A 14291-nucleotide genomic window follows, 5' to 3' on the forward strand; every position below is an offset into this window, starting at 1 on the left:
ATTCGGACTACCGGCTTCCAAAAATCGCCGAACCGACCCTGACGCTGGTGGCGCCAAAGGCGATCGCGGTCTCGAAGTCGCCGGACATGCCCATCGACAGTTTGGCGACCCCGGCTTCCTTGCCGAGTTTCTCCAACAAGGCGAAGTGGGGGCCGGGGTTCTCGTCCGCCGGCGGGATGCACATCAGGCCTTCGATGCCGAGGCCGTGCACTTCCCGGCAGCGTCTGACGAAGGCGACCGCCTCGCTCGGTTCGATCCCGGCTTTCTGCGGTTCGGAACCGGTGTTCACCTGGACATAGAGTTTTGGCGCACGGCCTTGCCGGACAATTTCCTTGGCGAGCTCCGCGGCGATCTTGTCGCGGTCGACCGTCTCGATGACCTCGAACAGCGCCACCGCTTCCCTCGCCTTGTTCGACTGCAGCGGGCCGATCAGGTGCAGTTCGATGCCAGGGAAAGCTTCCTTCAGGTCAGGCCATTTGCCTTGCGCTTCCTGCACGCGGTTTTCGCCGAAGACGCGCTGGCCGGCCTCGATGACCGGGCCTATGTCGGCGGCGTCGAAGGTCTTGGAGACTGCCACCAGCGTCACCGCGCCGGCTTTACGGCCGGCCTCCCGCTCGGCGGCGGCGATCTTCGCCTTGACCGCGAAAAACTGCTGAACGGTGTCGCCCATATGCAAATCCCGCTGTTTTGACCCGCGTTTTTGTCAGCCGCGGTGCCCATATGGTTGACGGGTTTGCCAAACCATGGTGAACACCCGGACCACATTTCATGAACTGCCGGGCTCTTGCCCGCAGTCCGTATGCTTTTAAGTGAAAAACGTCCCATGGCAACCGAACGATACAACCCGCGCGCGTCAGAACCCAAATGGCAGAAGGTCTGGGCCGAGAAGAAGCTTTTCGAAGCGCACAATGACGATCCGCGTCCGAAATACTACGTGCTGGAAATGTTCCCCTATCCGTCGGGGCGCATCCATATCGGCCATACCCGCAATTACACGATGGGCGACGTGGTGGCCCGCTACAAGCGCGCCAAGGGTTTCAACGTGCTGCATCCGATGGGCTGGGATGCCTTCGGCATGCCGGCTGAGAACGCCGCGATGCAGAACAAGGTGCATCCCAAGGAATGGACCTACCAGAACATCGCCGCCATGCGCGAGCAGCTCAAGGTAATGGGCCTGTCGCTGGACTGGGCGCGCGAATTCGCCACCTGCGACGTCGATTACTACCACCGCCAGCAGATGCTGTTCCTCGACTTCGTCGAGAAGGGGCTGGTGACGCGCAAATCCTCCAAGGTCAACTGGGATCCGGAGGACATGACGGTGCTCGCCAACGAGCAGGTCATCGACGGGCGCGGCTGGCGCTCCGGTGCGCTAGTTGAACAGCGCGAGCTGACGCAATGGTTCTTCAAGATCACCGACTTTGCCCAGGATTTGCTGGATTCATTGGACGGTCTCGACGAGTGGCCCGAAAAAGTGAAGCTGATGCAGCAGAACTGGATCGGCCGTTCGGAAGGCCTGCTGATCCGCTGGCCGCTGGCCTCGGAAATCGCCGGCGAGCATGAGCTGGAAGTCTACACGACAAGGCCGGACACCATTTTCGGCGCCTCGTTCATGGCAATCGCCGCCGATCATCCGCTGGCCAAGAAGGCCGCGGAGACCAATCCGGCCCTGGCGAAGTTCATCGACGAAGTGCGCCATATGGGCACTTCGGTGGCGGCGCTCGAGACGGCCGAGAAGAAGGGCTTCGACACCGGCATCCGCGTCGTCCATCCCTTCGACGACAGCTGGACGCTGCCTGTCTACGTCGCCAATTTCGTGCTGATGGAGTACGGCACCGGCGCCATCTTCGGCTGTCCGGCGCATGACCAGCGCGACCTCGACTTCGCCAACAAATACGGCCTGCCGGTGGTGCCGGTGGTGATGCCTGACGGCGCCGATCCCAAGACGTTCCAGATCGTCGACGAGGCCTATGTCGACGATGGCGCGATGATCAATTCGCGGTTCCTCGACGGCATGACGCCGGACAGCGCTTTCGATGAAGTCGCCAGGCTGCTGGAGCAAAAGACCATCGGCAACCGGCCAATGGCCGAGCGCAAGGTGAATTTCCGCCTGCGCGACTGGGGCATTTCGCGCCAGCGCTACTGGGGCTGCCCGATCCCGATGATTCATTGCGAGGATTGCGGTGTGGTGCCGGTGCCGAAGGCCGATCTGCCGGTCAAGCTGCCCGACGATGTCGATTTCGACCGGCCAGGCAATCCGCTCGACCGTCACCCGACCTGGCGGCATGTGAAGTGTCCGCAATGCGGCAAGGACGCGCGGCGCGAAACCGACACGATGGACACGTTCGTCGATTCGTCCTGGTATTTCGCCCGCTTCACCGCGCCGTGGGCGCATGAGCCGACCGATCCCAAGGCAGCGAACGAGTGGCTGGCGGTCGACCAATATATCGGCGGCATCGAGCATGCGATCCTGCATCTGCTCTATTCGCGCTTCTTCACCCGCGCCATGCGCGAGACCGGCCATGTTGCCCTGGCCGAGCCGTTCAAAGGCCTGTTCACGCAAGGCATGGTGGTTCACGAAACCTACCGTGTCGGCTCGGCGTCAAATGGGCGCTGGCTGGCGCCGACCGAGGTTCGTCTGGATGACGTCGACGGCAAGCGCCGCGCCATCGACGTCGCCACCGGCGAGGCGGTCACCATCGGCCCGCTCGAGAAGATGTCGAAGTCGAAGAAGAACACGGTGAGCCCGGAAGACATCACCGATGGCTACGGCGCCGACACGGCGCGCTGGTTCATGCTGTCGGATTCGCCGCCCGAGCGCGATGTCGAGTGGACCGACGACGGTGCCGCCGGCGCGCATCGCTTCATGCAGCGCATCTGGCGGTTGGTGTCGACGGCGGCCGAGACGCTGGCAGGGGTTGCGCCCGAGGCGGCCAATGATGGCGAGGCCGGGGCGGTTTCCAAGGCCGCGCACAAGATCCTGAAGGCGGTTGGCGAAGACATCGAGAAGCTCGCCTTCAACCGCGCCATTGCTCGCATCTATGAACTTGCCAACGTGCTGACGGCCCCGCTTAACGAAGTGGCGGAAGGCAAGGCCGTTCCGGCGCTGAAAAGCGCCTGCCGCGAGGCGATTGATATCATGGTGCATCTGATCGCGCCCGTGATGCCGCACTTGGCCGAAGAGTGCTGGGAGACGCTGGGCGGCGTCGATCTGGTGGCCGAACGGCCGTGGCCGGTCTTCGATCCGGCACTGGTCGTCGACAACGAAGTCACCTATCCGGTGCAGGTCAACGGCAAGAAGCGGGGGGATTTGACAATTGCCCGCGACGCGGACCAAGGTGCGGTCGAAAAAGCGGTCTTGGCTCTCGACTTCGTGCAGAAAGCACTTGAAGGTAAGGCTCCGCGCAAGGTGATCATCGTGCCGCAGAGGATCGTCAATGTCGTTGCCTGATCGGGAAAAGACAGAGCTGGGCCGTCTGCTGCGCCGCATCGCGCTTGCCGGCCTCGTCGGTTCGCTGGCGCTCATTTCGGCCTGTCAGGTGCGGCCGCTCTATTCGAGCGCGCCGTTGTCGACGGGCTCGACCGCCAATGCCGAGATGGCATCGATCGCCGTCAAGCCGGTCCGGACGCGCTATGCCCAGCAGGTGCGTAACAATCTGATCTTCGGGTTCGGGCGCGGCGCAGGCGAGCCCGCCTCGCCGCTTTATTCCCTCGACCTCGGCGTGAGCGAAGGCGTTGAATCCTCGGCGCTGGTACAGAATGGAACCGATCAGGACGAGCCGACCGCCGGTTCGGTGACGTTGACCGCGGGCTACACGCTGACCGATGTGAAAACCGGCGCGGTGATCGCCGTCGGCAAGCGGGCGATCACCTCGTCCTTCGACAGGCCGCGTCAGGAGTTTGCCTCCTACCGGGCGCAGATCGACGCCGAGAACCGCGCCGCGCGCGAACTGGCTGAAGCCCTGCAGCTGTCGATCGCCCAGGATCTGGCCCGGCACGGCAAGGCGGCCAGCTAGCGCGTTCGCCGTCTCAAAGAGGGCCGAACGCCCTCTTTCATTCTCTCGATGTCCCGATCCTGTGTCCGGGCGACGGAAACGCGCCGGCAGCTGGGCTTTTGGCGCCATGTGAATGCTGTCCGCGGGTTTTTCCCGTGACCAAGGTTCGCCCCGCTTTCCAGCCCAGCGCTTCGCCGCGAAAGATGCGTCTCGATCGCTCCAGCGACGCTGACGGGAAGCAACTGTTAACCACTCGCTCCCTATTGCTCGGCAGTCGTTTCACAGTGAGTCTTGAGCATGGAAGCCAGGCGTTTTTCTCGGATCAATTCGTTGCACACAGCTGCGCCCGATGACCCCCAAGGAGAGCGTTCCGGCGGCCCGCGCGGCAAGGTCGATGTCCGCCAGTCCGGCGCTTCTTTCCCGCATGGTGGCGACACCGAAAGCCCGGCCTGGCAAGAGTATTTTTTCCTTGCACCCAATGTGCGTTTTACACGCACGCCGGACTATGAGCCAAAGCACCGCCAACCGCAGGACGACGTTGCCGAGCAGGACGCACGGCAGGCGCTCCCGACGCAGGAGGTCGGTCCTGGGGCCGTCATGCATCGCGGACCGGCACCGGCCGGGCCCGCTCAGCCGGCGCGTAGCGGGGAGATGGCGCAAGGCGTTGCGCCGGCGGCTCTAAAGGTGCCAGCAACGGCACGGGCGGCCACGCGCCCGGCGCCCGTTGGCGGGAATGGCGCGCCGGTCAAAGCAGCCCCCGCTGAAAAAGCCCGGCGGCCCTATCTTTCGGATCACGCCTTCTTCGAGGGCTTGGCGCCGCTTCTGGTCGACGTGACGCCGGCCCGCCAAGTCAGCCCGGTCCCGCGTGCACCGGTCCCGGCTCCGCCGGTTGCCACCGCGCGGGCCGATGTCTCCGGACCGGCGGTGGCCGATGTCACCGCCTTGTTCCGTGTCATCGAATGCCTTCCTGGCCAGGTTCCACCTGCCCTGCCGGACGTCTTTCCGGCCAACTCCAACAAGGTGGTGGTCGAGCCGGCCGTCCCGGCGGGCAGAGCCGCCCGGCTGGGTCGGACAACGGCCGCGACGGCGCCTGCCGCAGCCAGCGCCGCCCCGGCGCCACTTTTGCAACGCGTGGAGGAAACCGTTCCCGCCGTGCGTTCGCCGTCGCTGCCCATGGCCGGAAAGGTTGTGCAGCCGGTGACGGGCGAAGGCTACGCGCTTCCCTCGGAGGAGCTGCTGCAGCAGCCGCCGGAAGGGCAGGGCTTCTACATGTCGCAGGAGCGGCTTGAGCAGAATGCCGATCTCCTGGAAAGCGTGCTGGAGGATTTCGGCGTGCGCGGCGAAATCATCCATGTTCGCCCCGGCCCGGTCGTTACCCTCTATGAGTTCGAGCCGGCGCCGGGCGTCAAATCCTCCCGCGTGATTGGTCTTGCCGACGATATCGCCCGCTCCATGTCGGCGGTCTCGGCGCGCGTCGCCGTGGTGCCCGGCCGTAACGTCATCGGCATCGAGCTGCCGAACGAGACACGCGAGACCGTCTATTTCCGTGAACTGATCGAATCGCAGGGCTTCCGCAAGACCAGCTGCAAGCTGGCGCTTTGCCTTGGCAAGACGATCGGCGGCGAACCTGTCATCGCCGAGCTGGCGAAAATGCCGCATCTGCTCGTCGCCGGCACCACCGGGTCCGGCAAGTCGGTCGCCATCAACACCATGATCCTGTCGCTGCTCTACCGGTTGAAGCCGGAAGAATGCCGGCTGATCATGGTCGACCCGAAGATGCTCGAGCTGTCAGTTTACGACGGTATCCCGCACCTTCTGACGCCCGTCGTCACCGATCCCAAGAAGGCGGTTACCGCGCTCAAATGGGCGGTGCGCGAGATGGAAGACCGCTATCGCAAGATGGCGCGGCTCGGCGTGCGCAACATCGACGGCTACAATGAGCGCGCCGCCACTGCCCGCGACAAGGGCGAGACGGTCGTCATGACCGTGCAGGCCGGCTTCGAGAAGGGCACCGGCGAGCCGCTGTTCGAACAGCAGGAGATCGACCTCGCGCCGATGCCCTACATCGTCGTCATCGTCGACGAGATGGCCGACCTGATGATGGTCGCCGGCAAGGAGATCGAAGGCGCCATCCAGCGCCTGGCGCAGATGGCGCGCGCCGCCGGGATCCACCTGATCATGGCAACGCAGCGGCCTTCAGTCGACGTGATCACCGGCACGATCAAGGCCAACTTCCCGACCCGCATCTCCTTCCAGGTCACCTCCAAGATCGACAGCCGCACCATTTTGGGCGAGCAGGGTGCCGAGCAGCTGCTCGGCCAGGGCGACATGCTGCACATGATGGGCGGCGGGCGCATCGCCCGCGTGCACGGCCCCTTTGTGTCCGACGCCGAGGTCGAGCATGTCGTGGCGCATCTGAAGGCGCAGGGCCGCCCCGAATATCTGGAGACCGTAACGGCCGACGAGGATGAAGAGGAAGAGGAAGACGACCAGGGAGCGGTCTTCGACAAGGGAGCCGTTGCCGCCGAGGACGGCGATTCCAGCTATGACGAGGCGGTCAAGGTGGTGTTGCGCGACAAGAAATGTTCGACGTCCTACATCCAGCGCCGCCTTGGCATCGGCTACAACCGCGCCGCTTCACTGGTCGAGCGGATGGAGAAGGAGGGTCTGGTCGGCGCACCGAACCATGTCGGCAAGCGCGAGATCATGGCGGGCAAGCGCCCACCGGTAACCATCCCTGGGGATGACGGCACGGATCGATCGGCCCCTTGATCCGCAACGCATAAAAAAGGCCGGTTGCCCGGCCTTTTTTCGTATCGGGCATAAGCTCGCTCAGCCGATTTTCTGGCCGGTCTTTGCCCAGTCGGCGAGGAAGGCGGCAAGGCCCTTGTCGGTCAGCGGGTGATTGACCAGCGCCTTCAGGGTCGCGGGTGGCGCGGTGACGATATCGGCGCCGATGAGCGCCGCCTGCTTCACGTGGTTCACTGTGCGCACGGAAGCGGTCAGGATCTCGGTCTGGAAATCGTAATTGTCGTAGATCTGACGGATCTCCTGGATCACTTCCATGCCGTCAGAACCGGTATCGTCGATGCGGCCGACGAAGGGCGAGATGAAGGAGGCGCCTGCCTTGGCGGCGAGCAGCGCCTGGTTGGCCGAGAAGCACAGCGTGACGTTGACCATGCGGTTCATCTCGGTGCGGATCGTCTTGCAGGCCTTCAATCCGTCCAGCGTCAACGGCACCTTGATGGCGACATTCGGCGCGATCTTGGCCAACACCTCGGCCTCGGCCATCATCTGCTTGTATTCGGTCGCCACGACTTCCGCGGAAACCGGGCCTTCGACGATGTCGCAGATCTGCTTGGTGACCTCGGCGATTTTGCCGCCCGATTTCAGGATCAGCGACGGGTTGGTGGTGACGCCGTCGAGCAACCCCAGATCGATCAGTTCACGGATTTCCTTGATATCGGCTGTGTCGGCAAAAAATTTCATGGCGGTCTCCTGACGATTTCGTGGTGCCTGCGAAGGCACGTTCAGCGTTGCCCTTTGATCTAGAGCAAAGTCGGGGCAAGGTCACGCCTCATGATCGAAGATTCGCCCTTTGCCGCAGCCGCACCGGTGCTGGTGCCGATGCCGGCCGAACGCCCCTACACCTATGCCGTGCCGGCCGGCATGCGGGTGGTGCCGGGTTCGATCGTGCGCGTGCCGCTCGGGCCGCGCCAGGTCGCGGGTATCGTCTGGGACGGCGTGATCGAGCAGGTCGATGCCAGGAAATTGCGCCCGATCGAACAGGTTTTCGACTGTCCGCCGATCGACCGCGCCATGCGCCGCTTCGTCGACTGGGTGGCGCAATACACGCTGTCGGCGCCGGGCATGGTGGCGCGAATGCTGTTGCGTGCGCCGGAAGCTTTCGATCCCGAACCTTGGATCGAAGGGCTGCAGCGGACGCTCGTCATGCCGGATCGGATGACGGATGCGAGGACGCGGGTGCTGGAGACGGCCGAAGGAGGGCTGGCCTGGACGCGCTCGGGGCTGGCGCACGCCGCCGGCGTGTCGGCGACGGTGATCGAGGGGCTGAAAGCGCAAGGCGTGTTCGAAACGGTGATGATCCCGCCGCGCCCGGTGGTGGCCGCACCCGACCCAAGCTATGCCGTGCCGGATCTGATGCCGGACCAGAACGACGCCGCGTCGATGCTGCGCGCCAATGTCGCGGCCGGTGCGTTCAATGTAGCGCTGCTCGACGGCGTCACCGGGTCCGGCAAGACGGAGGTCTATTTCGAGGCGGTGGCGGCCGCGCTCGATCAGGGAAAACAGGTGCTGATCCTGCTGCCCGAAATCGCGCTGACCCATGCTTTCCTCGAACGCTTCCAGCAGCGCTTCGGTGCCAAGCCGGGGGAATGGCATTCCGATCTGCCGCCCAGGATGCGCGAAAAAGTCTGGCGGCAAGTGGCGGAAGGGGGCGTGCGTGTCGTCGCCGGCGCACGCTCGGCGCTGTTCCTGCCGTTCAAGGAACTTGGCCTGATCGTGGTCGACGAGGAGCACGACCCGGCCTACAAGCAGGAAGACCGTGTCTTCTACAATGCGCGCGACATGGCTGTCGTGCGCGGGCATATTGGCAGCTTTCCGGTGGTGCTGGCGTCGGCGACGCCGTCGGTCGAGAGCCGGGTCAACGCAAGCCAGGGCCGCTATGCCAGGGCTGTTCTTTCCGCCCGCTTCGCCGAGGCGGCACTTCCCGATCTCAAGTCGATCGACATGCGCCGCGCGCCGCCGGCCCGTGGCGGCTTCCTGTCGCCGGTGCTGATCGACCATATGCGCAAGACGCTGGAGAAGCAGGAACAGTCGCTGCTGTTCCTCAACCGGCGCGGCTATGCGCCGCTGACGCTGTGCCGGGTCTGCGGCCACCGTTTCGGCTGCCCGGTGTGCTCGGCCTGGCTGGTCGAGCACCGCTTTCGCGGCCAGTTGGTGTGTCATCATTGCGGTCACAATGAGCGCCGTCCGGAAGCCTGCCCCGAATGCGGCACGCTCGACCACCTGGTCGCTTGCGGGCCGGGGGTCGAGCGCATCGCCGAAGAGGTCGTCACGCATTTCCCGGACGCGCGTACCATCGTGCTGTCGTCGGATATAATGGGGGGTGTACGACGGTTGCGGCTGGAACTGGAGGCTATCGCCAACGGCGAGGCCGATATCGTCATCGGCACGCAACTGGTCGCCAAGGGTCATAATTTCCCGAACATGACGCTGGTCGGCGTCGTCGATGCCGATCTGGGCCTTGCCAATGGCGATCCGCGCGCCGCCGAGCGCACCTTCCAGCTGCTCAGCCAGGTGACCGGCCGTGCCGGCCGCACCGGCAAGAAGAGCCTTGGCCTGCTGCAGACCTTCCAGCCCGACCATCCGGTGATGCGGGCGATCGTCTCCGGCGATGCCGAGTCTTTCTACCAGCGCGAGATTTCAGAGCGCGAACGCGCTGCCTTGCCGCCCTTCGGCCGGCTGGCAGGCGTCATCGTCAGCGCGGTGACGCGGGCGGAAGCGGAAGGCCATGCACGCGGCCTGCGCCGCTCCGCACCGGAGGCGCCGGATCTGTTCGTGCTCGGGCCGGCGGAAGCGCCATTATCGTTGCTCGGCGGTCGTCATCGCTTCCGCCTGCTGATCCAGGGCGAACGGCGCGCCGACATGCAGGGGTTCATCCGCACCATGCTGGCCAACGGGCCGAAACAGCGCGGCTCGGTTCGGGTGCAAGTCGACATCGACCCGCAGAGCTTTTTGTAGGAACACAAATTCAGCTACAGCTGCCTCGACGAGAGAAACGGAAGATCTCATGAAAACCTTAGGCCTGCTCGGCGGTATGAGCTGGGAATCGACCGCCATCTACTACCGCCTGCTCAACGAGATCGTGCGTGAGCGGCTGGGCGGTCTGCATTCGGCGAAGCTGCTGCTCTGGTCGTTCGATTTCGCCGAGATCGCCGAACGGCAGCATGATGGCGACTGGGACGGTGCCGGTGCGCTGCTGATCGATGCCGCGCACAAACTTGAGGCCGGCGGTGCGGAGGGCCTGCTTCTGTGCACCAACACCATGCACAGACTGGCCGACCAGGTGCAGGCGGCTGTGTCGATCCCGCTGATCCATATCGCCGACGCCACCGCGGCCACGGTCAGGCAGGCCGGCCTGCGGCGGCCGGCGCTGCTGGCAACGCGGTTCACCATGGAGCAGGACTTCTACAAGGGCCGGCTCGCCGACAAATATGGCCTGTCGCCAGTGGTGCCGGATTCGGCCGGGCGCGACATGGTGCATCGCGTTATCTACGAGGAACTCTGTCAGGGCATCGTCACCGAAGCCTCGAAGGCGGCCTATGTCGCCGAGGCAAACCGCTTGCGCCGCGACGAAGCCGCCGACAGCCTGATCATGGGCTGCACCGAGATCACCATGCTCATCGGCCAGGATGATTTCGACATCCCGGTTTTCGACACGACGCGCATCCATGCCGGGGCGGCGGTGGAATTCGCACTCGGTTGATGCGCGTCTCCTAAAGTGGCTGAAGCCATCTGGCGCCGGTTCTTTCCTTCGCTAGAATGTCAGCGATTTTCAAAACAGGCATTTCGAGGGACACGATGGATTTTGCGCTTCCATGGCCGACGAGCCAGGGCGAATGGCTGGCCTGGTCGAGCGCGGTCTTCACAGTGCTGCTCGGTCTTCTGTTTTTCCTGGCGCCGGGGCTGGCGTTCCGTATCCTGCGCCTGCAGGCGAAACCCGAGAAGGCGGCGGCGATCGCCGAGGGGCGCGGCCGCATGTCGGGCTTTTATCTCGGAGTCGGCCTGTGCTGCATCCTGCTCGCGCAGCCGCTGGTCTACATGGCGCTCGGATTTTCGTGGCTGTTCACCGCCTTCGGCCGGCTGCTGTCGATGATGTCGGATGGCGCCAATACACCTTTCAATTGGGTTTCCATTGTGGTGGAATTGGCGCTCGCGGCCTTGCCGCTCGCCTTTGCCTTCGGCTTTGTGCCCTGAATCCTGGGGTATTCAGGCGCGCAGGACGCTGATCTTTCGCCGGATGCGACAATAGTGCCTGAAAACCATGCGGAACGACGCATTGCGGTCTTAAAATGCCTGTGCTAGACGGCAATCGACTTTCGGCCGGGGATAGCGGAAGCCGCGCCTCCGTGCTTGAAAAAATGCAGTAAGGTCAAAGATTTAGCCAGAGTTTTTGCTCGCGCCAACAATCTGCGGCCTGTCAGACAAGAGAAAAGACGGTCCGTGGCTCAATCGTCATCGCCAATCTCAGGTGTCGCAGAACGCTATGCCGGTTCGCTGTTCGAACTGGCATCGCAGGCAAATTCCGTGGCCAAGGTCGAGGCCGACCTCACCAGTTTCGAGGCCATGCTCGCGGGCAGTGCCGACCTGACCCGGCTGATCAACAGCCCGGTATTCTCCAGCGAGGACCAGGCCAAGGCCATCGGCGCGATCGCCGACAAGGCCGGCATCACCGGCCTGACCGGCAATTTCCTGCGCGTCGTCGCCAAGAACCGCCGCCTGTTCGCGGTGCCCGGCATGATCAAGGCGTTCCGCCAGATCGCCGCTGAACACCGTGGCGAGGCTGCCGCAGAGGTGACGTCGGCTCATGAGCTGACCGCAGCCCAGCAGACCGAACTCAAGGCGGCGCTGAAGGGCGTTGCCGGCAAGGACGTGACCATTTCCGTCACCGTCGATCCGTCGCTGCTCGGCGGGCTGGTGGTCAAGATGGGCTCGCGCCAGATCGATACGTCGCTCAAAACCAAACTCAATTCGCTCAAGCTTGCACTGAAAGAGGTCGGCTGATGGACATCCGCGCCGCGGAAATTTCCGCAATTCTGAAAGACCAGATCAAGAATTTCGGCAAGGAGGCCGAGGTCTCCGAAGTCGGACAGGTGCTGTCCGTCGGTGACGGTATCGCCCGCGTCTATGGCCTCGACAATGTGCAGGCCGGCGAAATGGTCGAGTTCCCCGGCGGCATCCGCGGCATGGCGCTCAACCTCGAAGCCGACAATGTCGGCGTCGTCATCTTCGGTGCCGACCGCGACATCAAGGAAGGCGACATCGTCAAGCGCACCGGCGCCATCGTCGACGTTCCCGTCGGCCCCGGCCTGCTCGGCCGCGTCGTCGACGCGCTCGGCAACCCGATCGACGGCAAGGGCCCGATCAAGGCGACCGAACGCAAGCGTGTCGACGTCAAGGCGCCGGGCATCATTCCGCGCAAATCGGTCAACGAGCCGATGTCGACCGGCCTCAAGGCCATCGACGCGCTGATCCCGGTCGGCCGCGGCCAGCGCGAGCTGGTCATCGGTGACCGCCAGACCGGCAAGACCGCCATCATCCTCGACACAATGCTCAACCAGAAGTCGGTGCACGACAACGGCCCGGAAAAGGAAAAGCTCTACTGCGTCTACGTCGCCGTCGGCCAGAAGCGTTCGACCGTCGCGCAGTTCGTCAAGGTTCTGGAAGAGCGCGGCGCGCTCGAATACTCGATCATCATCGCCGCCACCGCTTCCGACCCGGCGCCGATGCAGTTCCTGGCGCCGTTCGCCGGCTGCACCATGGGCGAATATTTCCGCGACAACGGCATGCATGCGCTGATCAGCTATGACGATCTGTCGAAGCAGGCTGTCGCCTATCGCCAGATGTCGCTGTTGCTGCGCCGCCCGCCGGGCCGCGAAGCCTATCCCGGCGACGTCTTCTACCTGCACTCGCGCCTGCTCGAGCGCGCTGCCAAGCTCAACGACGATCTGGGCGGCGGATCGCTGACCGCCCTGCCGATCATCGAGACGCAGGCCAACGACGTGTCGGCCTATATCCCGACCAACGTGATCTCGATCACCGACGGCCAGATCTTCCTCGAAACCAACCTGTTCTTCCAGGGCATCCGTCCGGCCGTCAACGTCGGCCTGTCGGTCAGCCGCGTGGGCTCGGCCGCGCAGATCAAGGCGATGAAGCAGGTCGCCGGCTCGATCAAGGGCGAGCTCGCGCAGTACCGCGAAATGGCTGCCTTCGCGCAGTTCGGCTCGGATCTCGACGCCGCCACGCAGCGCCTGCTCAACCGCGGATCGCGCCTGACCGAACTCCTGAAGCAGCCGCAGTTCTCGCCGCTGAAGACGGAAGAGCAGGTCGCGGTGATCTTTGCCGGCGTCAACGGCTATCTCGACAAGCTGCCGGTCAACCAGGTCGGCAAGTTCGAGCACGGCCTGCTCAGCCACATGCGTGCGGCGGGCAAGGACGTTCTCGACGCCATCCGCAAGGAAAAGGCGCTTTCGGACGATCTGCGCGCCAAGCTCAAGGCCGAGATCGACGCCTTCGCCAAGACCTTCGCCTAAGCGAAGCGCCAGTCCGGATGAGACAAGACGGGATCAGGTTTGAAGCATGCCTTCATTAAAAGACCTTCGTAACCGTATCGCCTCGGTCAAGGCGACGCAGAAGATCACCAAGGCGATGCAGATGGTCGCCGCGGCGAAGCTGCGCCGTGCGCAAGAGGCGGCGGAAGCGGCGCGCCCCTATTCGGAGCGCATGGGTTCCGTGCTGGCCAACATCACCCAGGCGATCGGCGGTGGCGGCGATGCCCCGGCGCTGATGACGGGCACCGGCAAGGACGCCGTGCATCTGCTCGTGGTCTGCACCGCCGAGCGCGGCCTGTGCGGCGGCTTCAATTCGCAGATCGCCCGTCTTGCCCGCGATCACATCCGCCGGCTTCTGGCCGACGGCAAGCAGGTCAAGATCATCTGCGTCGGCAAGAAGGGCTTCGACATCCTGCGCCGCGACTATGCATCGATGATCATCGACCGTGTCGATCTGCGCGAGGTCAAGACGCTCGGCTTCGTCAATGCCGACGCGATCGCCAAGAAGGTCATCCATCTCTTCAACGAGGGCGCCTTCGACATCTGCACGCTGTTCTATTCGCAGTTCAGGTCGGTGATCAGCCAGATCCCGACCGCGCAGCAGATCATCCCGGCCAGCGCCGCTTCGGCTCCAGCCGCGGCGGTGGATGGCGGCAGCGCCGTCTATGAATATGAGCCGGAGCCGGGCGAAATCCTCTCCGACCTCATCCCGCGCAACATCTCCGTGCAGGTTTTCCGGGCGCTGCTCGAAAACGCTGCCGGCGAAATGGGCGCCAAGATGAGCGCCATGGACAATGCGACGCGCAACGCCGGCGAGATGATCAACAAGCTGTCGATCACCTACAACCGCCAGCGGCAGGCGCAGATCACCAAGGAACTGATCGAAATCATTTCGGGCGCCGAGGCGCTCTAGGCGCGGTCCGCGGGTGACTGTCCCGCGAACCGG

The 14291-nt window shown here is 64.2% G+C and carries 11 protein-coding genes; 9 read left to right on the top strand and 2 right to left on the bottom strand.

From position 1 onward, the window contains the following. Window positions 1–7 precede the first annotated feature (7 nt). Window positions 8–670 carry a YggS family pyridoxal phosphate-dependent enzyme gene (locus tag FJW04_RS03815; protein WP_140712415.1) on the bottom strand — a complete coding sequence of 221 codons (663 nt, stop codon included), beginning with the start codon at window positions 668–670 and terminating at the stop codon, window positions 8–10. Between the two features lie 153 nt (window positions 671–823). Here FJW04_RS03815 and leuS point away from each other — a divergent pair, with 153 nt between their 5' ends. The 3 genes from leuS to FJW04_RS03830 all read left to right on the top strand — a co-directional run bounded on the left by leuS (window position 824) and on the right by FJW04_RS03830 (window position 6764). Beyond that, window positions 824–3448, top strand: a complete 2625-nt coding sequence (gene leuS / locus FJW04_RS03820; RefSeq protein WP_140712417.1) for a leucine--tRNA ligase — start codon at window positions 824–826, stop codon at window positions 3446–3448. After that, a complete protein-coding gene (locus FJW04_RS03825) occupies window positions 3435–4013 on the top strand; it encodes an LPS assembly lipoprotein LptE (RefSeq protein ID WP_015315162.1) in 579 nt (192 codons plus the stop codon). The genes leuS and FJW04_RS03825 overlap by 14 nt, the downstream gene beginning before the upstream one ends. A 276-nt stretch (window positions 4014–4289) precedes the next feature. Beyond that, on the top strand, window positions 4290–6764 hold the full coding sequence (locus FJW04_RS03830) for a DNA translocase FtsK (RefSeq protein ID WP_140712419.1): 2475 nt from the start codon (window positions 4290–4292) through the stop codon (window positions 6762–6764). A 60-nt stretch (window positions 6765–6824) separates the two neighbouring features. On the opposite strand, the gene fsa is transcribed toward FJW04_RS03830, so the two are convergent. Beyond that, window positions 6825–7481 (bottom strand): fructose-6-phosphate aldolase, encoded by a 657-nt coding sequence (fsa, locus tag FJW04_RS03835; RefSeq protein ID WP_015315164.1) that lies wholly within the window; start codon window positions 7479–7481, stop codon window positions 6825–6827. 90 nt (window positions 7482–7571) lie between these two features. Between fsa and FJW04_RS03840 the strand changes: the two genes are divergently transcribed. The 6 genes from FJW04_RS03840 to FJW04_RS03865 all read left to right on the top strand — a co-directional run bounded on the left by FJW04_RS03840 (window position 7572) and on the right by FJW04_RS03865 (window position 14258). Beyond that, complete coding sequence (locus FJW04_RS03840; RefSeq protein WP_140712421.1) at window positions 7572–9755, top strand: primosomal protein N'; 2184 nt, start codon at window positions 7572–7574, stop codon at window positions 9753–9755. Between the two features lie 49 nt (window positions 9756–9804). After that, window positions 9805–10500: an aspartate/glutamate racemase family protein gene (locus FJW04_RS03845; protein ID WP_015315168.1), complete on the top strand. Its 696-nt coding sequence runs from the start codon at window positions 9805–9807 to the stop codon at window positions 10498–10500. Between the two features lie 95 nt (window positions 10501–10595). Next, the gene (locus FJW04_RS03850) at window positions 10596–10991 is read left to right on the top strand and encodes a DUF4345 family protein (RefSeq protein WP_127275645.1); all 396 of its coding nucleotides are present in this window, start codon (window positions 10596–10598) and stop codon (window positions 10989–10991) included. A 246-nt stretch (window positions 10992–11237) separates the two neighbouring features. Then, complete coding sequence (locus FJW04_RS03855) at window positions 11238–11798, top strand: F0F1 ATP synthase subunit delta (RefSeq protein ID WP_140712423.1); 561 nt, start codon at window positions 11238–11240, stop codon at window positions 11796–11798. Beyond that, window positions 11798–13327, top strand: coding sequence for a F0F1 ATP synthase subunit alpha (gene atpA / locus FJW04_RS03860; protein WP_015315171.1), 1530 nt, complete (start codon window positions 11798–11800; stop codon window positions 13325–13327). The genes FJW04_RS03855 and atpA overlap by 1 nt, the downstream gene beginning before the upstream one ends. Window positions 13328–13373: 46 nt before the next feature. After that, complete coding sequence (locus tag FJW04_RS03865; RefSeq protein WP_140616579.1) at window positions 13374–14258, top strand: F0F1 ATP synthase subunit gamma; 885 nt, start codon at window positions 13374–13376, stop codon at window positions 14256–14258. Window positions 14259–14291 lie beyond the last annotated feature (33 nt).

Source organism: Mesorhizobium sp. B2-7-3, from assembly GCF_006440715.1.
Classification (GTDB): Bacteria; Pseudomonadota; Alphaproteobacteria; order Rhizobiales; family Rhizobiaceae; genus Mesorhizobium; species Mesorhizobium australicum.